This window comes from Sphingomonas sp. LHG3443-2 (assembly GCF_049896405.1).
Lineage (GTDB): Bacteria > Pseudomonadota > Alphaproteobacteria > Sphingomonadales > Sphingomonadaceae > Sphingomicrobium.
In genome coordinates, this window is record NZ_JAFCUG010000001.1 from 2,656,749 (window position 1) to 2,675,664 (window position 18,916).

The window sequence follows — 18,916 nt, forward strand, 5'->3', positions numbered from 1 at the left end:
GAAGCGGTTGTAAAGGGCTCAGCCGGCGAATGGCTGCTCCGCGATGCCCGTCACGCCGGCTACCGTCATAAACAGCCCGCCGGCCAAAGGTTGCGAGACAAGGTCATTCTCGTCGAGCCCAATGCGAGCGCTTGTGATGAAAAGACGGTCGAGCGAGGGCCCGCCGAACGCGCAGGACGTTGGTCGCTGCACCGGGACGCGGAGCTCGGCCAGCCGCTCGCCGCGTGGGCTCAGCCGGCGCAGGCACCAGCCATCCCAGAAGGCGATCCACAAGCACCCTTCGGCGTCCACCGTCATCCCGTCTGGATAGCCTTCGCCGTCTTCGTACCGGGCCAGCTCCAGCTTGTTCAGCGGCGTCCCGTCAGGCGCCAGATCGTAGCGGTACGTGATCCGCCGCCCGCTGTCGTTGGCGTACATGGTCTTGCCGTCAGGACTGAACGCCGGGCCGTTGGTGACCCGGAAGCCGTCATCGACGCGGGTGCAGGCGAGCTTCTTGTCGATCCGGTAAAAGGCGCCGGTCGCTTCCCGCTCCTCATCGTCCATCGTTCCCGCGAACAAGCGTCCGCTGCGATCAACCTTGGCATCGTTGAAACGATTGCTTTCGCGGTCCTCTTCGGGGTCGAACAGCAGTTCGAACCGCTCGAGGTCGAAATCGACATGCGCGATCCCATGCTCGGTCCCGGCGATATAGCCGCCGCTGGCCCGCGGGATCAGGCTGCCGATCCGGTATGGCGTGCTGACCTCCGTCAGCTCGGAATGGCTCGGGCTCCAGCTGATCCCGCCGGACAAGGTCTGTGCCTCGTCCTTGCCGCGCCAGCGGAACGCCCTGCGCCCCTTGATGTCGACAAAGGTGAGCTGCTGGCGCTCCGCATCCCAATGCGGCCCTTCGCCCAGCAAGGCTTTCACGTCGGCTATGCAGGTGATGTCCATCGCGGCGCCCAAAATAACGCGGTGAACGCACTTGGGTAGGACCCATGTCGCTCTTTATCGCTTTTCTTGGCATGAGCGCGGACATGTGGACGGACGGATATATCGCAGTCGACTGGGGCACCACCAACCGGCGGGCCTGGGCGGTGCGCGGCGGCGCGGTCGCGCAGGAGTTTGCCGACGACCTCGGCTTCACCAGCGTGCCGCCCGGCGGCTTCCCGGCAGCGGTGCAATCGATCCGGGAGCGGCTCGGCGACCTGCCGCTGCTGCTCGCCGGCATGGTCGGCGCGCGCGGCGGGTGGGTCGATGCGCCCTACCTCCCCTGCCCGCTCGATCTCGCCACCCTCGCCGCCTCGCTGATCGAAGTGCCTGGCGAACGCGCCTTCATCGTTCCCGGCGCGTCCTTCGTCGACGGCCTGCGCGGGGACGTCATGCGCGGCGAGGAGACGCAATTCTTCGGCGCGGTCGATGCCGGCCTGTGCCCGCCCGACGGCCTCATTTGTCACCCGGGCACCCATAACAAATGGGCACTGATGCAAGGCGGACGGCTGGTCTGGTTCCGCACGGTGATGACGGGCGAGATGTTCTCCATCCTGAAAGCACAAAGCCTGCTCAAGGCCTGGCTCGACAAGCCCGCGCACCCCGGCACGATCTTCGCTGAAGGGGTCGCCCGCGGGCTCGAAGGCCGCGCGGTGACCGCCGACCTGTTCACCGTCCGCGCCCGTGTCCTGCTCGGCAGCCTTGCCGAGGAGGATGTGCCGAGCTTCGTCAGCGGGCTCCTCATCGGCGCGGACGTCCGCACTGGCCTCAGCGGCATGCCCCAGGGCGAGGTGATCGTGATGGGGCGCGGGGCCCTGACGCAGCTCTTTGCGGCGGCCTTGACCCAGGCCGGCCGACCCAATCGCCAGGTCGATGGCGAAGAAGCCTTTCTTGCCGGCACCAACGCCATCGTGGAGCGCTTATCATGACCGCCGAAGCCGACTTCACCCGCTACCTTGGCGAGTGCCCGCTGGTCGCCATCATCCGCGGCGTAACGCCGGACGAAGTGGTCGCCATCGGCGAAGCGATCCTGTCTGCCGGAATTCACATCATCGAAGTGCCGCTCAACAGCCCCCACCCGTTCGAAAGCATCGACCGGCTGGCGCAGGCAGTGGGCGACCGCGCCCTTGTCGGCGCCGGAACCGTGCTCGACACCTTGAGCGTCGCGCGGGTCAAGGATGCCGGCGGCCGCCTCATCGTCGCGCCCAACACCAACGCCCAGGTGATCGCCGCCGCCGTCCAGGCCGACATGGTTGCCGCGCCGGGCTACTTCACGCCGTCCGAAGCCTTTACCGCGCTCGACGCGGGCGCCCAGGCGCTGAAGCTGTTCCCGGCGGAAGGCGCCACTCCCGCCATTCTCAAGGCGCAGCGCGCGGTGCTGCCGAAGCAGGTCCCGGTCCTCGTCGTCGGCGGGGTCCAGCCGGAGGACATGGGCAAGTGGCGGGACGCTGGGGCCAACGGCTTCGGCCTCGGCTCGGGCGTCTACACGCCGGGCCGCAGCCCTGACGAAGTGCACGCCCGCTCTAAGGCTTATGTCGAGGCCGCCCGCGCATGAAGCCGATCCGCACCGCCATCATCGGCTTCGGCAAGATTGCCGAAGATCAGCACGTCCCGGCCATCCACAACAATCCGCGCTTCGCACTTGCGGGCAGCGTCAGCCGGCAGGGCAAGGGTCCGGCACCCAACTTCACCTCGGCCGAGGACCTCCTCGCCGCCGTGTCCGACCTCGAAGCGGCGGCGATCACCACACCGCCCGGTCCCCGCTTCGACATCGCGCGACTGTGCATCGAGCACGGACTTCACCTGCTGCTCGAAAAGCCGCCCTGCGCAACGCTGGGCGAAGTCGAGGAACTGCGCCGCCTCGCCGCGGCCAAGGGCACCACCCTCTTCACCACCTGGCACGCGCAGCATAACGGCGGCGTCGCGGCGGCGAAGAAGCTGCTCGCCGGCCAGCGCCTCCGCTCCATGCGCATCACCTGGCACGAGGACGTTCACAAATGGCATCCCGGCCAGCAATGGGTGTTCGACGCCGGCGGCTTTGGTGTGTTCGACCCCGGCATCAACGCCTTCTCGGTCGCCACCGCCATCCTCCCTGCGCCCTTGTTCGTGCGCGAAGGGACTTTGTTCTTTCCGGCGAACGCACACACACCCATCGCCGCCGAACTCGCCTTCACCTCCCCCGCAAGCGACGGCCAGCTCAGCGCCAGCCTCGACTGGCGCAAGACCGACGGCGAGGAATGGACGATTCTGATCGAGACCGCCGACGGCGCGCAGCTTAAGCTCCTCGACGGCGGCGCCCGGCTCCAGCTCAACGGCGACGAGGTGGCGGCGAGCAGCGTCGGGGAATATCCTGACCTTTACGCCACCTTCGCCGACCTGATCGATCGCCGCGAAAGCCTGGTGGACGTCGAACCCCTACGTCTCGTTGCCGACTCCCTGCTGGTCAGCAAGCGGGAGCAAGTCGGAGCCATCACCGTCTAACGCCGCACCAACGGCCCTGCCTGCGGCGTGCTGGTCGGGCTTAGCCCCTTGATCCGGGGCCAGCCGTCGACCCACTCGAGCCGATCCAGCAGCATCACGCGCCGCGTATTCACATCATCCGTGGGCTTGGTTCTTGGCCGCCGCACATCGACGCCGTGATACAGGATCCAGTCGGCTCCCGCATCGTCGCGCACCACGCTGTTGTGCCCCGGCGCGACCCACCGCTCGTTGGCTTCGAGCACGAGATACAGCGGCCGCTCGCGCACCTCGAACGGCCCCGTCGCGGAGCGGCTACGCGCCACCATGGTCGCATAATGCGCCTTGGGCCCACAGCAATTGTCGCCCGAGAAGAACAGGTAGTACCAGCCGCCACGAAGCGTCACCCAAGCGCCTTCCACCAGCCGGCGATACTCACGCGCGTCTTCGGTTCTGACGACCGGCAGCAGGTCGACCGGCCTGCTCCCCGGCGAAAAGTTCAGCCCATCAGGGCTCAGCTCCTGCACCTTGATCGGCCCGAAGCCTGAGCCCCAATACAGCAGCTTCTTCCCCGTGGCCGGATCGTCGAACGCGAACGGATCGATGTTGACGAACCCCTCTCCGCATTGAAGCGGCTCACCCTTGTCGGTGAACGGTCCCTCCGGCCGGCTCGAGGTGCCGACCGCAAGGCACAGCCCGCGCTTTTCGTCGCTCAACGCCGCATCGGGCTTGGCCGAATAATAGAGCAGCCACCTGTCACCGCGCCGGATGACATCGGGCGCCCAGAAGTCCTGCGTCCGGCTCGCCCACTTGGGCTTGACCGGCAGCACGTCCGCCAGCTGTTCCCATCGCACCAGATCCTGCGACCGGGCCGCCTGAATGTTGCGCATCGGATCGCCGCCCTGCGTCGCATACACGTAGAAGTGACCGTCTCCGGCGCGCACAATCGCCGGATCGGGGAAGTCGGCGTCGATCACAGGATTGACGTAGGTGGTTGCCGGAACCGTCGCGCAGGCGGACAATAGCAGCAGGGCGAGGCCGGGCAGGATCGCTTTCATGACGTTGCAGCCTAACCAAGGAGAGCCCCTTGCCTAGTAGGTCATCACTGGTCAGGGTCGAAGCCGTTACCTGACTGCATGCAATCGCAGGAAGTGGACGACGTGGAAGATAAGCAGAATATGCTCCTGACCTTCGCCGTTGAAACAACGGAGCAAGGTGACGGCTTCGACCTCGACGTCTCACCCTCCGATGGCAGCGGGGTCAGGCGCTACACCGTTGACGGCCCCGAACCCGAAGCCTTCGCGGCGATGTACGAGGCGCTCCACGCCGACTTCGGCACGCGCCGCCCGCATCACACCGAACCGTGCGAGGACTATCCCGCGCCGCCCTGGCGTCCGCTGATCACCGGCAACCTCCACCCTCGCATCCTGTCGGGTTATGGCGATCCCGCCGTGCTCCGCTGCGACGATGGCTGGTGGCTGGTGGCGACCTCCAACGACGCGCCCGACGCCTTTCCCATCCTCCATTCCGCCGACCTCGAATCCTGGGCGCCCAAGGGCTTCGTGTTCGAGGAAGGCCACACGCCCGCTTGGACTGCCGCCGGGCTCAAGCACGGCGACTTCTGGGCACCCGAAATCGCCCGCGTCGGCGAGGAATATTGGCTAAGCTACACCGCCCGCGGCCTTGATCGCACCCTCGCTATCGGCCTTGCCCGCGCCCCGCATTCCGCCGGCCCGTGGACCGACAATGGCGAGCCGCTCCTCACCGGCACCGTGATCGACAGCCATGTCCATGTCGATGCCGACGGCACGCCGTGGCTACTGTGGAAAAAAGACAGCAACAGCCACTGGCCGCGCCCGCTTGCCGCCTTGCTGCGCGAAAACCTCGACCTGATCCCCCGCCTGTTCGACAACGAAGGCGACCGCCGCACCGCCGCCTTCTGCGCCGCGGTGCAGCCGTTCGCCAACACCCGCCGCCCGATGGAACGCTTTTTCCTCATGCAGCCGCTAATCCGAGCGGCGCTAGCCAATTGGCGCAGGGTCAAGGCGGCGCTGGAGGAAAGCGGCATCGCGGCCCACGTCATCGAGAACATGGCAACGCCGATCTTTGCTCAGCCGATCGCGGCTGACGGCCGCAGCCTTGTCGGTGAGCCGACCCTGCTTCTCGCCAACGACCTCGATTGGGAAGGCCACCTCATCGAAGGCCCCTATCTCACTCGCCAGGACGGCCGTTACTTCCTGTTCTACGCCGGCAACGACTTCACCTCGCCAAGCTATGGCATCGGCTATGCCGTCGCCGACAGCCTCACCGGACCCTACCGCAAGGCCACCGAACCGCTGCTCCGCTCGCATCCCGACTGGTCGGCGCCGGGACACGCGTCGGTCTCGGTCGGAGCGGACGGTAAACCGCGATTGTTCTTCCACGCCTTTCATCCCGGCACCGGCGGTTATAACGTGTTCCGTGCCTTGTTGACCGTTGGCCTGCGGTTCAGCGGCGAGAAGGTAGAGCTGGTCCAGTAAGGACCCGAACGGAAGGAAAAAGCGTTGCGTCGACTTGCTCTACTGGCGTCCATCCTGATGAGCACTGCCGCATCGGCGCAGCAGCAGCCGATCATGGAGCCGGTGTTCCGCGAGAACTTCCCCGACGCCTTTGTCATGGCCGAGGGCAATGGCAGCTTCATCGCTTATGCCACCAACGACGGCGAAAACCTGCCCATGGCGGTCAGCCGCGACCTCATCAGCTGGAGTTACGTGCGGGACGCGTCGGGCAAGAAGGTCGACGGCATGCCGACACTCGCACCGTGGGTGAAGCCCGGCTTCACCTGGGCGCCGGAAGTGATGAAGGTCGGCGCCGAATACCTTCTCTACTACACTGCCAATCACCGCGCACAGGACAAGCAATGCGTCGGCGTCGCCACCAGCGATTCACCCCGCGGGCCCTTTGTCGACCGTTCTGCCGAACCGATGGTCTGCCAGTTCGATCTCGGCGGTTCGATCGACGCCAGCCCGTTCCGCGACAAGGACGGCAAGCTTTATCTCTACTGGAAAGCCGACGGAAACCGCATCGGCAAGCGCAGCCGTCTGTGGGGCGCCGAACTCACGCCCGACGGGCGCAAGCTCGCCGGCGCCGCCAAGGACATTGGTCTCACTGACGAGGATACGTGGGAGCAGAAGGTGATCGAAGCGCCGACCATGCTCCGCGTGCCAGACGGTTATGCCATGCTCTATTCGGGCGGCTATTACGGCTGGAACGACAACCAGCGCCTGTCGCCCTATGCGATGAACTGGGCGCGCTGCTCGGGCCCGCTCGGCCCCTGCAAGGATGCTGGCCCCGCGCCTATCCTCAACAGCTATGCCCGGCCCGGCAAGGAAGGCTGCCTGTCCGGTCCCGGCCACCAGTCGGTGTTCCGGGCCAACGGCGGGACCTTTATCAGCTTCCACGGCTGGGCGGCCACGTCGGGCTGCCGCAAGGCGGACAACAAGCGCTTTCTGTACATCGCCCCGTTCGGCTGGGAGAAGAACGCCCCGGCCATCGCGCCGAGCCTGCGCGCCCGATGAAGTGGTGCCCGGCGGGCCTTCCCGCCGGGCACCACTGTCAGCCTAGAAGCGGAAGCGGATCCCGCTCGACAGCACGCTTTCCTCGTAGCGCACAACCAGCGGGAACACCTCGCCGCCGGTCGCCTGCCCATTGTCGCGGGCACTGTAATTCACCCGCACGATGTCCGACTTGAACGGGTTGGCGAGGATGTTGGTCCAGTCGAAGAAGAAGGTCAGCTTGTCGTTGAAGGCATAGCTGCTCGACCAGTCGAGCCGCGAGCTGCCCCGCCCGCGCCCTTGCCGGGTATAGACCGGGCACGTCTCGCAATCTTCCACCAGCGGGCCTTCCGGATAACCAGTCCGCTTGTTGTAGGCGAGGCGCGCGGTCAGCCCGCCCGCTTCGTACATGCCGACGAGGTTGTAGGTCCACTTGCTGACGTCCGCGATCCGGTCGCGGATCGTGGTGCCCGAATTCAGCCGCCCCGCGGTCTGGAACAGCAGGAAGTCGGCCTTGGCGTCGAGGTAGGTCACGTTCGCCTCGACGCCGAGGCCCTTGGCCCAGGCCGGGAGGCCGCCGAAATCAAGGAAGGTGCGGACTTGCGCCTCGAACCCCTTGATCGTCGCTTGGTTGGTATTGACGGGGCCCGTCACCCGCAGAGGCGCCCCGGTTGCGGCGTCGGGCTCGGGGAAGGTGAAGGCACGATTGGCGATGAAGCCCTTCATGTCGCGATAGAAGGCTGCCACCGATGCGAAGCCGGTGCGCGAGAAATAATATTCCACGCTGGCATCATAATTGTTGCTGTCGAGCGGCCGCAGGAACGGGTTGCCGCCGTTCGCCAAGCGCACACATTCCGTGCCCGGCGGAAGCGAGCCGCAGGACGGCGGCGAGCCGAGATTGAGCGACGGGTTGAGCTGGCTGAAGCTCGGACGCGTCCGGGTCTGGGTCGCGGCGAGGCGAAGCTGCCATTGCGGCGACAGGCGAGCACGGATGCTCGCGTTGGGCAGCCAGTCGGTATAGTCGTTCTTGAACGCGATCGGCGCCGGACCGGTCGGGTTGAACACCGTGCCGTTGATCGTCGACTTGGTCTTGACCGCGCGCAGGCCAAACGTTCCTTCGACCTCGGCCCCGCCAAGATCGAAGCGCGTGTTCAGCTGCGCGTAGCCGGCAAGCGTCCGCTCGTTGATCGCGAAGGTGCGGCCTGGATCGTTCAGCGGTCCGTCGAGCGATGCGCGACCGGGAAGCCCGATGTTGCGCTGCTGGAGCTGCGTGAAGTTGAATTGCCGGAGCGCACGCAGATTGTCCCACACGCTGTCGAACGTGGGGCTTAGCCAGGTCAGCGGCGCAGGCTTGTTGTCGTCGCCGCGGAATGCAGGATCGTACAGCACGTAGTCGAGCGGCACCGCGCTGATCGGAATGCCCTGGTCGCGCAGGTTGTAGTAGACATCGCCCGCGGTCGATCCCGCGTCGCGATCGACATAGCGGACACCCCACTGCACCGATTTCAGGAAGTCGAGACCTGACGGTTCGTAAGTGAAGTCGAGCCGCGCCTGCCAATCATCGCCCTTGGCGATGAGGTAATCCTCGAACAAGCCGCGGTAGTTGTAGATGGCCGGGTTGGCGAAATCGAGGCCGCGCACTTGGAAGGTCGGGCCGTCGCCGCCCGGCAAGCCGGTGAACCAATCGACCGAATAGTTCTTGGTGTTGATCTCGTAGTCGATGCTCTCGGTACGCAGATTGAACTTGCTGTCCGTGCGCGCGATGTCGCCGGTGATCAGCAGCGGTCCGGCATCGTAGCGGCCGCCGACCGCGAACTGGTAGGTGTTGGTACGGCGCTTGGTGGCGCCCTGGAAACCCCAGGTCTGGTTGCCGCCGCAGCAGCCGGTCGGATTGGTCACGGTGCCGCTGATGACGCGGTTGGTGCCCGGTTCGATCACCACATTGCTGTAATCGCCGCCCCACAGCGGCTGCGCCCACATGCGGTCGCTGACGTCCTCGCGATAACCCTGCCACAGCCCTTCGGCGTAGAATTCGAGGTCGGCGGAGGGACGCCATTGCACGGCGCCGTTGATCGACGGGCGCCAGCGCTCCGCTTCGCCGTACCGGATCTCGGGCCAGTCGGGCGACCGGCCGCCGGCGAGATCGGCGATGAAGAAGCCGTGGCGGCGGATCGAATCCTGATAGTGGAGACGCGTGTAGCTGAAATTGAGCAGCGCTCCGACTTCGCCGATCCCGGTCTGCCAGCGGTCGCTCAGCAGCAATTGCGCATTGGGTTCGAAGTCACGCGACTGAAGCGGATAAACACCCCACACCGATCCGGCGACCTCGCGGCCGGTGAAGTCGAACGGCCGGCGTGAGCGGACGTTGATCAGGCCGGCAAGGCCCGGCTCCACGAGGTTCGCAGTCGATGTCTTGAACGCCTCGATGGCGCTGATCCCGCCGGCGGGGAAATCCTGCAACGCGACCGAGCGGGTTTCGGCGGTGAAGATCTCCCGGCCATTGTAGGTGGTCGTGTAGTAGACTTCGTCGAGCCCGCGCACGAGCACGTTGCTCGCTTCGCCGCCGCTGCGTTCAACCTGGATGCCCGGAATGCGCGCCGCGGTATCGGACACGGCGATATCCGGCAGCTTGCCGATGTCCTCAGCCACAATCGCATCGACGATCTGGTCGCTGTTGCGCTTGATGTTCTGTGCGGATTGAAGCGAGCGGCGAAGGCCGGTGACGACAATCGTTTCGCCATCTTCGGCAGGAGCGGCGGCCGGGTCGGTGGCGGGCGCGCTGGCGCTCGGATCGGTCGTTCCTGGCTGCGCCGCGTCGGCCTGCTGCGCCGCCGCAGGTGCCGCGAGGGCAAGGGCGGTAAAGCTTGCTGTCGCAAGGGCGAAGGACCGAATGCGCATATTACTCTCCCCAGAGTCGTTTGGCGCCGGGCTGTCCCACGCGCCCCTGTTACGTCTTTGCTACACCGCTACGCCACGCACCGACAATGATGTGGGTTACTCGTTGTCTGCAACACCCAGCCTCTGTGACAATAAGGTGACTACTGCACTTCGGCGAGGAACTCGTTGACTCGCCGGTCAGCGTCGGAAAGCGCTTGAGCCACCGGCTTCTGCCCGGTGATCGCGGCCGCCATCTCTTCGCCGACCAAGCCCTCGATCGCGTTCTGGCGGAGCACGCCATCAGGCAATGCGCGACCAATGGTCGCCACCACCGCGATATCCTGCCGGTGCGGTAGCGACCGGAACGCCGGGCCGTCCACCTGTGCCTGCACAGCCGGCAGATGGCCGGTCCGCGCCCAGTCACCATTGCGCGCTGCCATGAAGCGGAAGAAGTCAGCGATGGCCTGCTTTTCCGCCGCCGTCCGTTCGCGCTTCGGGACCACCCACGCGTGGCCCGACACGTACATCAGGTTCTGGCGGTAAAGTTGCGGAAACGGTTGCACCGAATAGCTGCCGAACAGCGGACGCCCGCGGGTCTTCTCCTCGGTTTCGAACTGCCCGATCATCCAGGTGCCGGTCGGATACACCCCGCCTTCGCCATTCATGAACGCGGCAATCGCAGCCGGCGTATCCATGTTGCTGGTGCCGATGCCTTCGCGCGTCACTTGCGCGAACAGCTCGGCGACGCGGCGGCCCTCGGGCGTGTTCAGCCGGATGTGTTTGGGATCGCTGAACAGCGGCGCGCCTTGCGCCATCATGTAGGTGTAGAGGATCCGCGCTGCACCCGCGGGATCCCCGACCAGGCTCTGGATCAGATACGGCTTGCCCGTCCGCGCGCGGAACTGACGACCTTGCGCGAGCAATTCCTCGGGACTGCGCGGCAGGATCGGCTTGCCATCAGCACCCACCAGCCCAGCCTTGCGGAACAGCGCCATGTTGATGTGCCACAGCCCGCCATGCGTATCCCACGGCAAACCGTACATCTTGCCGCCCCACGTCACGCCCTGCCGCGAAGCGGGTGTGAACACTGCCGGCGACAACCCCGCCGCCGCAAGATAGGGCTCAACCGGCTCGAGCAGCCCCTTGCCGGCATAATCGGGAACGACGCCGCTGTGCATGGTCACAAGGTCCGGCGGCTGCCGCGCGGCGAGCTGTGCGGTCAGCGGTGAATAGCCCGGCCACGCCACCACGTTCTGGCTTACCCGCGCCTCGGGATGCGCGGCGCGGAATGCGTTGATCATCGTGGTGACGATCCCGCACTCGCCCTCCGCCTTGGCGACGTCAGTGGCCGTACCATACTCGCTAGTGCACTCACCGAAGAAACGCTGAATGTAGAGCCCCTGCCCCCGCTCACCGCTTGAACAACTGCCGAGCAGCAAGGCCGCCGCGAGAACAGCCCACCGCTTCATTTGAGCGAGGTCCCGGCCATGGCCGCGATGATCTGCTTCTGGAAGATGAGATAGACCATGAAGATCGGCAGCGACGCGAACACGGCTTGCGCCATCAGGTATCCCAAGCCGCTGGTCTGCGCATAGTTCATCTGCGCCGACGCGAGCCCAACCGTAAGCGTGAACATGTCGCTTCGGGTGGCGGAGATCAGCGGCCACCAATAATCGTTCCAGCTGCCGAGAAAGGTGAAGACGGCCAAGGTCGATTGGGCTGGGATGGTGAGTGGCAGGATCACCTTGGTGAAGATGGTCCAGTGACTGGCACCATCCAGGCGCGCGGCTTCGTCCAGCTCCTTGGGTATGGCACGCATGAACTGCGTCATGAAGAACACGCCGAAGCTCGTGGTCAGGCCGGGAAGGATCAGGCCGGGATAGCTGTTGTGCAGATTGACGATGGCGAACAAGCGATGCTGCGCCAGGATCAGGGCCTGCCCCGGAACCGCCAGCCCCATCAGCACGAACACGAACAATAGCGCCCGCCCACGAAACTCGAGACGCGCAAAGCCATAGCCGGCGAGGCTGCACAGAATCAGCACACCGAGCGTGGTCCCGCTCGACACGATCAAACTGTTCAGCAGCCAGCGCATGGTCAGCTGATTGCCGAAGATCGCCTGGTAATTCTCGAACGTGTAGGGCGGGGATAGCGCGGCGGCACTGTTGCCGACCAGCGCTGCATTGGCCTTGAAGCTGAGCGCCAGGGTCCAAAGCAGCGGGGTCAGCATGATGCCTGCGGCAAGGATGATGCTGACCGTTGCGACGAACGGCAAACGGCGATGAGCGGGCATGGAATTAGCGGCCATGCTCACCCTCTCCAGCGCGGCCGGTGACCCAGTATTGGGTGAGCGTCACAAGCAGGATGAGCAGGAACAGGACTTCGGCGGCCGCTTGCGCATAGCCCAGTTCCCAGCGGCCGAAAGCGACCTCGTTGATGAACAGCACGACCGTGCGGGAGGCACCGCTCGGGCCCCCGGCGGTGAGCAGATGAGCCTGACCGAACAGCTGCAGTTGCGCTGCCGTTTGCAGCATCACGACAAGAATGGTGGTGCGCTTCAGCGCGGGCAAGGTGATCGACACGAATGTCCGCCACCGGCTCGCCCGGTCCAGCGCCGCCGCCTCGTAGAGATCCGCCGGCACCTGCTGCAGGCCGGCCAGGAACAGCAACATCGGGAGCCCGATCGACCACCAGATGGTGGTGATCGCCAGCGCCCATAGCGCGAGGCCTGGCGAGGACAGGAATGGCAGCGGCTCGGCCCCGATGGCCTGCGCGACTTCGCCCAGCAAGCCCGCGTCGGGCGCCAGAATGAAGCGCCAGATCAGCGTGACGATCGTCACCGACAGCACTGCGGACGAGAAGAATATCCCCCGCAGGATCGCCGCCCCGCGGGTTGCCCGGTTGAGCGCCAGCGCCAGCGCCAGCGCGATGGCCGTGAGGATCGGAACGATCATCAGCGTGACCACAAAGGTGTTCACCAGGCTTTGCGCGAACACCGGATCGGCAAGCAGCCGGCCGTAATTGGCAAGGCCGGCGAAGCGCCCGTCACCCCACACATCGATGACGTGCAGCGACAGCCACATGCCGTCCAGCATCGGCAGGATCAGCACCAGGCAATAGACAAGGAGAAATGGCCCAACGAAGGCGAGGCCCGGATCGCGGCGGTTTGTCGTTCCGCTCACGCGGCGGCCCGGTGGAATCCGGTTCCGTCGGCGGCAAACAGATGCGCCGAGGGGCCGTCGATCGCGAGCTTGACCCGGTCGCCGGTCTTGAGCGCGCTGGTCCCGACATCCTCGCCGGTGATCGCGCCGCCATCCGCAAGCTTCGCGTAGACAAGGCTGCGTTCGCCGAGCCGTTCGACCAGCACAACCTCGGCGGCGACGCCTTCTGCCGAGACCGTGACATGCTCTGGCCTAAGACCCAGTTCGAACCCGCCACCGGTCGGCAAGCTCGCCTGCGGGACCCGCGTTTCGATCCGTGAACCGTCGCCAAGCATCACGGCGGCGAACTCTCCGCCATCCGCCAACTCCACAGGCAGCAATGTCATCGCCGGCGAGCCGACGAACTGCGCCACGAACTTGTTGGCGGGCCGAAGATAGATCTCCATCGGCGCCGCCACCTGCTGGATCTGGCGGTCGTGGAACACCACGATGCGGTCGGCCAGCGTCATCGCTTCGGCCTGGTCGTGAGTGACCATGATGACGCCTGCGTCGACCCGCTTGCGAAGCTGCGCGAGCTCTACGCGAGTGCGCAAGCGAAGCGCCGCGTCGAGGTTGGACAAGGGCTCATCGAGAAGAAATAGCTGCGGCTTCTTCACGATCGCCCGCCCGATCGCCACCCGCTGCCGCTGTCCGCCCGACAGCTGCGCCGGCTTGCGATCGAGCAGCGCCTCGATCTCCAGCACTCGCGCCGCATCAGCGATCAGGCTGTCGATCTCCGGCGCGGGCACCCGCGCGTTGCGCAGCCCGAACGCCATATTATCACGCACGCTCATGTGCGGATAAAGTGCGTAGCTCTGGAACACCATCGCGACATCGCGCTCGCCTGGACCCAGTTGATCGATCCGGCGATCTTCCAGGATCACCTCGCCGCTGTCGGCGCTTTCCAGACCCGCAATGATCCTGAGCAAGGTCGTTTTGCCCGATCCCGACGGCCCCAGGAACGCAATGAATTCGCGCGGGGCGATATCGAGATCGACCGCTTCCAGGACCTGCGTCCCGCCAAAGGATTTCGAAACGCCGCGAAGCTGAAGACCAGGCACAAGGGTCAGCTTAGCGGGGCGCCGCCCGGCTGCAACCGGCATTATTGCGACAGCAGTTGAACTGCCGCGTCGTACAGCTCTTGGCTGGCTGCCGCGACGATCGAACCCGATCCAAAATCGTCGCCGCCCTTCCAGTCGCCGATCACCCCGCCGGCGCCGCGCACCACCGGCACGAGCGCTGCCCAATCATATCGGTGCAGCTTGTTCTCGATGACGAGATCAAGGTGGCCCGCTGCAAGCCGCGCATAAGCGAGCGCGTCATACCCGAAGCGCGTCAACCGCGCCGCGCGCCGCACTCGCGCGAACGCCTCGGCCTCGGTGCCCTCGAATAGGTAAGGGTCGGTCGACGACAGCCGCGCGTCACTTAGCGCGGTACAGCCCGAAACCCGCACCGCCGCTCCGTTCAGCGTCGTTTGCCCGGGCATGCCGATCATCAACTCGCCAAGCGCCGGTGCATCGATGAACCCGGCACGCGGCCGATCGTCCTCCAACAATGCGACAAGCGTGGTCCAGCTCGGCAAGCCGCAGATCAGCGCCCGCGTTCCATCAACCGGATCGAGCAGCCAGCGCCGCCGTGCCTCCGGCCGGACAAGCCCATATTCCTCGCCCTCGATACCGTCGTCCGGGAACGCCGCTTCGATTGCGCCCCGAAGCGCCCGTTCCGCGCCGCGATCGAGCTCGGTCACCGGATCGAACCCGCCCGCACCCGCCTTGTTTTCCGCTCCCGGCACCGGTGCCCCGAGGGTCACTTCGCGGGCAGTAGCGGACAGGTGCTGAAGAAAGGCGAGAAGGTCTGACATCGCTCCTCCTTAGCCCTTCCCCGATGCGCGACAATGGGCTGCTCGTCCGCTGCCAAAAGCGAGGTGAGGCTTACTCTCGTGCTTCCTCGATATGCTCCAGCACCGCTTCGGGAGCGACCGTCCGCTGCAATTCCGCAAGCTCGGGATTATCAGCTTCCTCCAGTCCCAGGTGCGCCGCGATGCGGGTGGTCAGGCGGATGAGTTGAGTGACCTCATGTTCGGCCAGCAGGCTGATCTGGAGGTCGAGATCAGCTCGGCGATCCGCCATCTCGGCCGCGCGGTTCTGGGCAATCAGGATGAAGGTCGAGATGAAGATCGCTTCGACCGATGCGACCGTTGCCAGGATCACGAACGTGGGATCGAACCGCGGCAGCGGAGTCCAGCCGATGTTGACCGCGATCCAGCAAATCACCAGTACCGCGTGAATGCCGACAAAGGCCATCGAGCCCGCGAAGCGCGTGATCGCGCCGGCGATCCGCTGATCGGCGCCCGCGCCCTCCTCTTCCAAGCGCCGTCGCTCGGCCAAAGCCGCGATGTTGCGGGTCAGCGCCGAGGCCAACCCGTCCTGCGGGTCGACCGTCGGCGTTGCCGGTCTAGTGGATGCGTCGGGCGGGGACTGGCTCACCATGGATGAACGCCTCGGTCGCAAGGTCAGCTTCGTCATCCGTCATTTGCACGGGCGGATGCTTGCAGAAAAAGGCCGCAGGCGCTTCGATCGGACCGCCTTCGCCGCGGTCCAGCGCCAGCTTGGCGCAGCGGATCATGTCGATGGCGACGCCGGCGCTGTTGGGACTGTCCTCGACCGACAAACGAAGCTCGAGGTTCATCGGCACGTTGCCGAACATCCGTCCTTCCATGCGCAGGAAGCAGACCTTGTTGTCCTTCTGCCAGGCGACATAATCGGACGGACCGACATGGATGTTCTCATCTTCGAGCCGCCGCTCGGCCACCGCCTGCACGGCTTCGGTCTTGCTTTCCTTCTTGTGCTTCAAGCGCGAGCGTTCGAGCATGTTGAGGAAGTCGGTATTGCCGCCGGTGTTGAGCTGATACGTCCGGTCGAGCCGCACGCCGCGCTTGGCAAACAGGTCGGTCAGCACGCGGTGAACGATGGTCGCACCCAGCTGGGCCTTGATGTCATCGCCGATGATCGGCACGCCGCGATCGCGAAAGCGGCTGGCCCACTTCTCGTCCGACGCAATGAACACCGGGATGCAGTTGACGAAGGCGACGCCTGCTTCCAGCGCACATTCCGCGTAGAATTCGGTCGCTTCCTGGCTGCCGACCGGAAGGTAGTTCATCAGCACGTGCGTGTTGGTTTCGCGCAAGATGCGGATGACCTCTTCCTGGCTCGGTTCGGCATGGTCGGCGAGCATGAAGCTTCTCTCCGCCGGATAATCCGCCATATGCGGCGCCACCCCGTCCAGCCGCTTGCCCATCATCACCTTGGCGCCGGTCGGCTTCACATGGTCGCAGAACACCTGCGTGTTGTTGGGCGCCGAGAAGATCGCTTCCGCAACGTCGCGGCCGACTTTGCGGCTGTCGACGTCCCAGGCGGCGACCACCTGCAGGTCTTTGGGGCGGTAGCCGCCAAGGTCCCAGTGCATCAGGCCGATCTGCTCGTTGGATCCGCCGTTCTGGTAATAAGCGATGCCCTGCACGAGGCTGCTGGCGCAATTGCCGACCCCTGCAATGGCGATGTTGATCTGCGGCTCCATGCCTCGTCCTCTTCTATTCGGCCGCGGCCAGGATCGGATCGGCCGACGCGCAGGCGGGCGCATAGCGGTCGATCATCTCGGCGCAGAAATCGGCAAAGCCCTGCGGCTCACGGGGGGGGCTGGTGTGGTGGGGTTCGATCCCAAGGTGCTCTGGGGTGAAGCAAAAGGTGACGGTGACATCGAAGTCGGCGAGCGCTTCCATCTGCCGGTCGAACCAGTCGCGGGCATTCGGGCGGAAGCTGTCAGCCCAGCTCAGGCCCGTGCGAAGGTGGCGCACGCCAAGGCGCTTCAGCCAGGCCACCGCCTCGTCGAGCCGGGGATCCTCATAATGGAACCACTGCATCAGCCCCATCTGGCTGGCATAAGGCTCGAATGCCTTGAGTCCCAGCTTGGGCGTTCCGTCTTCCTTCAAGAGCCCCATGTAGAAGTGGCGGTAATAAGACGAGCCTTCGGCTTCCTTGTGGCGAGTGGTCGCGCCCCACGCCTGCGGCAGGTCGTAAAGCGAATACCAGAAGATCCGCGGCACCTTGCCGATCAGCAGTTCGGCCGTGCGCTTGACGCCGAATTCCTGCACTTCTTCGGCGCCGAAGCTGCCGACGCCGACTTCGGTCACCCAAAGCTCGTGGTTCGGCACCACCGCCTGGATTTCCTCGATGCGTTGCGGCCATTCGTTGATGTTCCACAGGTTCCAGTCGAGCGGAAAGCCATGCAGCGCAATCACATCGAGTTCGTCGATCAGCCCGTGTCCGGCCAAGCGCTGGATAAAGGCGGGATCGATCGGCGAGATGCCGCCAAGCACCCGCTTCACCGCCGGGTTGATGTCACGGATCGCCCGCGCGGCGAGCTTGCTCATCTCGGCGAACTTCGACCAATCGGGGTCGATCTGGGGATCCCAATGCGATTTGTTGTTGGGCTCGTTCCAGATCATCGCAGCGTCGATCAAGCGGCAGGTCCTTTCGCGGGGTAAACGGCGCCGCTGGCTGGGCGCGCGGCCCGGCGGCAGAAGAAGACTTCGCTTTCCGGATGCTCGACGATCTCGAACCCGGCTGCGCGAAGCATGCCGGCACTAGCGGCTTCGTTCGGCACCCACCAGTTGGTGGGATCATTGGCATAACGCTGCTCGACGAAATGCATCTTGGGCCATTCGGGCCGGTCGAACTCGCCCATGCCGTCGAAGAAGTCGTAGTCGGCCTCGGGCTTGAACATGCCCTTGGTGCCCGCCTGAAGCGACTGAAACAGGAGCAGGTCGCCGACCACATGCTCGTGCAGGAGGTCGAGCGCCAGCAACGGATGGCGCAGGTGGTAGAGCACGCCCATGAAGATCACGAGGTCGAACCGTTCGCCGAGCGAAGCGACGTCCCACACTTCCATGCGCCGGAACTCAATGTCGGACACCTCCAGCACCGAAGCTGCATAGCGCGCCTGCTCGAGATAGCGCTCGTCATGGTCGATGCCGAGCACGCGCGCCGCCCCGCGCCGCTTCATCTCGAGGCTGTAGAAACCGGCGTTGCACCCGATGTCGAGCACCGACTTACCGGAGAGATCCTCCGGCACGACGTGGCGGAAGCGCTTGAACTTGTTTTCGGGATAATTCCACAGGAAGTGGTCGGGCGCCGTGCTCACGCCTCGCAGGTCAAGGTTGTGAAACCAGGGCCCAAGCTCGGCGACGCGGCGTTCGATGTCGTCAACGTTCACGCCGCAACCTCAAGCAATTCGAGGGTCGACAGGCTGCCCGGCTCGCAGCTGATATCGTGAATGTCATTCAGCGAACGCCGCTCCGCCCAGCAATGAAGCGCGCGAATGATGTCGCAATGAGTGACGAACAACGGGCTCTCGCTGCGCGCAGCGGCTTCGAACGCAAAGGCAAGCGCGCGGGCCTGCGCTTCGGACTGGGTTTCGCCGTCCGGGCAGCGGGCTTCAGCACGGTTACTGTTCCACGCAGTCCAGCGCGGATCGCCCGCGAGATCGGAGAAGCGCGCGCCCGTCCACTCCCCGAAGTCGAGTTCATCAAGCGCATCCGCTGCAGTGACGGTTAGCCCAAAGCGTGCCGCGACGATGTTGGCTGTCTCCATGGTGCGACGGCGCGGACTGGCGAAGATGGCCGTTGGTGGCGAGCCATCGAGGCTGTTTGCGGACGCTGCTGCCTGAGCGCGCCCTTCCTCAGTCAAGCCGCCGTCCGGCGCCCGCCCGGTGAGGCGCTGCCCGACGTCCTGATGTGCTCCGTGGCGAAGAAGGTGGATCGGCACTAGTCTCTTCTCGTTTCGGCCTTCTAACAGAATGGCCGAAGCTTTGTTCCTTGTCACCTAA

General features: G+C 65.3%; 18 protein-coding genes. 5 read left to right on the plus strand and 13 right to left on the minus strand.

Annotated features, from left to right (window positions below; translation table 11 throughout):
* Positions 1–18: 18 nt before the first annotated feature.
* Positions 19–930 (minus strand): SMP-30/gluconolactonase/LRE family protein, encoded by a 912-nt coding sequence (locus ACP69Z_RS13480; protein ID WP_426267977.1) that lies wholly within the window; start codon positions 928–930, stop codon positions 19–21.
* A gap of 44 nt (positions 931–974) precedes the next feature.
* Between ACP69Z_RS13480 and ACP69Z_RS13485 the strand changes: the two genes are divergently transcribed.
* The 3 genes from ACP69Z_RS13485 to ACP69Z_RS13495 are packed head-to-tail and all read left to right on the plus strand — an operon-like array spanning position 975 to position 3,447.
* A complete protein-coding gene (locus tag ACP69Z_RS13485) occupies positions 975–1,895 on the plus strand; it encodes a 2-dehydro-3-deoxygalactonokinase (protein WP_426267978.1) in 921 nt (306 codons plus the stop codon).
* Positions 1,892–2,521 (plus strand): 2-dehydro-3-deoxy-6-phosphogalactonate aldolase, encoded by a 630-nt coding sequence (locus ACP69Z_RS13490; RefSeq protein WP_426267979.1) that lies wholly within the window; start codon positions 1,892–1,894, stop codon positions 2,519–2,521. Before ACP69Z_RS13485 ends, ACP69Z_RS13490 begins: the two co-directional genes overlap by 4 nt.
* Positions 2,518–3,447, plus strand: coding sequence for a Gfo/Idh/MocA family protein (locus ACP69Z_RS13495; protein ID WP_426267980.1), 930 nt, complete (start codon positions 2,518–2,520; stop codon positions 3,445–3,447). Before ACP69Z_RS13490 ends, ACP69Z_RS13495 begins: the two co-directional genes overlap by 4 nt.
* Here the strand turns inward: ACP69Z_RS13495 and ACP69Z_RS13500 are convergent.
* Positions 3,444–4,481: a glycoside hydrolase family 43 protein gene (locus ACP69Z_RS13500; RefSeq protein ID WP_426267981.1), complete on the minus strand. Its 1,038-nt coding sequence runs from the start codon at positions 4,479–4,481 to the stop codon at positions 3,444–3,446. The two genes, ACP69Z_RS13495 and ACP69Z_RS13500, sit on opposite strands and share 4 nt — an antisense overlap.
* Before the next feature lie 78 nt (positions 4,482–4,559).
* On the opposite strand from ACP69Z_RS13500, the gene ACP69Z_RS13505 reads away from it, so the two are divergent.
* Both ACP69Z_RS13505 and ACP69Z_RS13510 read left to right on the plus strand, forming a co-directional pair.
* Complete coding sequence (locus ACP69Z_RS13505; RefSeq protein WP_426267982.1) at positions 4,560–5,942, plus strand: glycoside hydrolase family 43 protein; 1,383 nt, start codon at positions 4,560–4,562, stop codon at positions 5,940–5,942.
* Positions 5,943–5,999: 57 nt separating this feature from the next.
* Positions 6,000–6,980 (plus strand): glycoside hydrolase family 43 protein, encoded by a 981-nt coding sequence (locus tag ACP69Z_RS13510; protein WP_426267983.1) that lies wholly within the window; start codon positions 6,000–6,002, stop codon positions 6,978–6,980.
* Positions 6,981–7,022: 42 nt separating this feature from the next.
* Here the strand turns inward: ACP69Z_RS13510 and ACP69Z_RS13515 are convergent, their stop codons facing one another.
* The 11 genes from ACP69Z_RS13515 to ACP69Z_RS13565 all read right to left on the minus strand — a co-directional run bounded on the left by ACP69Z_RS13515 (position 7,023) and on the right by ACP69Z_RS13565 (position 18,855).
* Positions 7,023–9,854, minus strand: coding sequence for a TonB-dependent receptor (locus ACP69Z_RS13515; RefSeq protein WP_426267984.1), 2,832 nt, complete (start codon positions 9,852–9,854; stop codon positions 7,023–7,025).
* A 140-nt stretch (positions 9,855–9,994) separates the two neighbouring features.
* A complete protein-coding gene (locus ACP69Z_RS13520; protein WP_426267985.1) occupies positions 9,995–11,302 on the minus strand; it encodes an ABC transporter substrate-binding protein in 1,308 nt (435 codons plus the stop codon).
* Positions 11,299–12,141, minus strand: a complete 843-nt coding sequence (locus ACP69Z_RS13525) for a carbohydrate ABC transporter permease (protein WP_426267986.1) — start codon at positions 12,139–12,141, stop codon at positions 11,299–11,301. The genes ACP69Z_RS13520 and ACP69Z_RS13525 overlap by 4 nt, the downstream gene beginning before the upstream one ends.
* The gene (locus ACP69Z_RS13530; protein WP_426267987.1) at positions 12,131–13,015 is read right to left on the minus strand and encodes a carbohydrate ABC transporter permease; all 885 of its coding nucleotides are present in this window, start codon (positions 13,013–13,015) and stop codon (positions 12,131–12,133) included. Before ACP69Z_RS13530 ends, ACP69Z_RS13525 begins: the two co-directional genes overlap by 11 nt.
* Positions 13,012–14,094, minus strand: a complete 1,083-nt coding sequence (locus ACP69Z_RS13535) for an ABC transporter ATP-binding protein (protein WP_426267988.1) — start codon at positions 14,092–14,094, stop codon at positions 13,012–13,014. The genes ACP69Z_RS13530 and ACP69Z_RS13535 overlap by 4 nt, the downstream gene beginning before the upstream one ends.
* Before the next feature lie 41 nt (positions 14,095–14,135).
* Positions 14,136–14,894, minus strand: a complete 759-nt coding sequence (locus ACP69Z_RS13540; protein WP_426267989.1) for an inositol monophosphatase family protein — start codon at positions 14,892–14,894, stop codon at positions 14,136–14,138.
* A gap of 70 nt (positions 14,895–14,964) precedes the next feature.
* The gene (locus ACP69Z_RS13545; protein WP_426267990.1) at positions 14,965–15,522 is read right to left on the minus strand and encodes a DUF1003 domain-containing protein; all 558 of its coding nucleotides are present in this window, start codon (positions 15,520–15,522) and stop codon (positions 14,965–14,967) included.
* Positions 15,488–16,609, minus strand: coding sequence for an inositol-3-phosphate synthase (locus ACP69Z_RS13550; protein WP_426267991.1), 1,122 nt, complete (start codon positions 16,607–16,609; stop codon positions 15,488–15,490). The genes ACP69Z_RS13545 and ACP69Z_RS13550 overlap by 35 nt, the downstream gene beginning before the upstream one ends.
* Before the next feature lie 13 nt (positions 16,610–16,622).
* Entirely contained in the window at positions 16,623–17,552 is a 930-nt protein-coding gene (locus tag ACP69Z_RS13555; RefSeq protein ID WP_426267992.1) for a beta-xylosidase, read from the minus strand.
* Positions 17,549–18,304 (minus strand): TIGR04290 family methyltransferase, encoded by a 756-nt coding sequence (locus ACP69Z_RS13560; RefSeq protein ID WP_426267993.1) that lies wholly within the window; start codon positions 18,302–18,304, stop codon positions 17,549–17,551. Before ACP69Z_RS13560 ends, ACP69Z_RS13555 begins: the two co-directional genes overlap by 4 nt.
* Positions 18,301–18,855: a histidine phosphatase family protein gene (locus ACP69Z_RS13565; RefSeq protein ID WP_426267994.1), complete on the minus strand. Its 555-nt coding sequence runs from the start codon at positions 18,853–18,855 to the stop codon at positions 18,301–18,303. Before ACP69Z_RS13565 ends, ACP69Z_RS13560 begins: the two co-directional genes overlap by 4 nt.
* Positions 18,856–18,916 lie beyond the last annotated feature (61 nt).

Coding starts and splice junctions, on each gene's coding strand:
- ACP69Z_RS13485 (WP_426267978.1), top strand. CDS start 975: ATGTCGCTCTTTATCGCTTTTCTTGGCATGAGCGCGGACATGTGGACG.
- ACP69Z_RS13515 (WP_426267984.1), bottom strand. CDS start 9,854: ATGCGCATTCGGTCCTTCGCCCTTGCGACAGCAAGCTTTACCGCCCTT.
- ACP69Z_RS13520 (WP_426267985.1), bottom strand. CDS start 11,302: ATGAAGCGGTGGGCTGTTCTCGCGGCGGCCTTGCTGCTCGGCAGTTGT.
- ACP69Z_RS13500 (WP_426267981.1), bottom strand. CDS start 4,481: ATGAAAGCGATCCTGCCCGGCCTCGCCCTGCTGCTATTGTCCGCCTGC.
- ACP69Z_RS13490 (WP_426267979.1), top strand. CDS start 1,892: ATGACCGCCGAAGCCGACTTCACCCGCTACCTTGGCGAGTGCCCGCTG.
- ACP69Z_RS13480 (WP_426267977.1), bottom strand. CDS start 930: ATGGACATCACCTGCATAGCCGACGTGAAAGCCTTGCTGGGCGAAGGG.
- ACP69Z_RS13495 (WP_426267980.1), top strand. CDS start 2,518: ATGAAGCCGATCCGCACCGCCATCATCGGCTTCGGCAAGATTGCCGAA.
- ACP69Z_RS13540 (WP_426267989.1), bottom strand. CDS start 14,894: ATGTCAGACCTTCTCGCCTTTCTTCAGCACCTGTCCGCTACTGCCCGC.
- ACP69Z_RS13505 (WP_426267982.1), top strand. CDS start 4,560: ATGCAATCGCAGGAAGTGGACGACGTGGAAGATAAGCAGAATATGCTC.
- ACP69Z_RS13525 (WP_426267986.1), bottom strand. CDS start 12,141: ATGGCCGCTAATTCCATGCCCGCTCATCGCCGTTTGCCGTTCGTCGCA.
- ACP69Z_RS13550 (WP_426267991.1), bottom strand. CDS start 16,609: ATGGAGCCGCAGATCAACATCGCCATTGCAGGGGTCGGCAATTGCGCC.
- ACP69Z_RS13510 (WP_426267983.1), top strand. CDS start 6,000: ATGAGCACTGCCGCATCGGCGCAGCAGCAGCCGATCATGGAGCCGGTG.
- ACP69Z_RS13545 (WP_426267990.1), bottom strand. CDS start 15,522: ATGGTGAGCCAGTCCCCGCCCGACGCATCCACTAGACCGGCAACGCCG.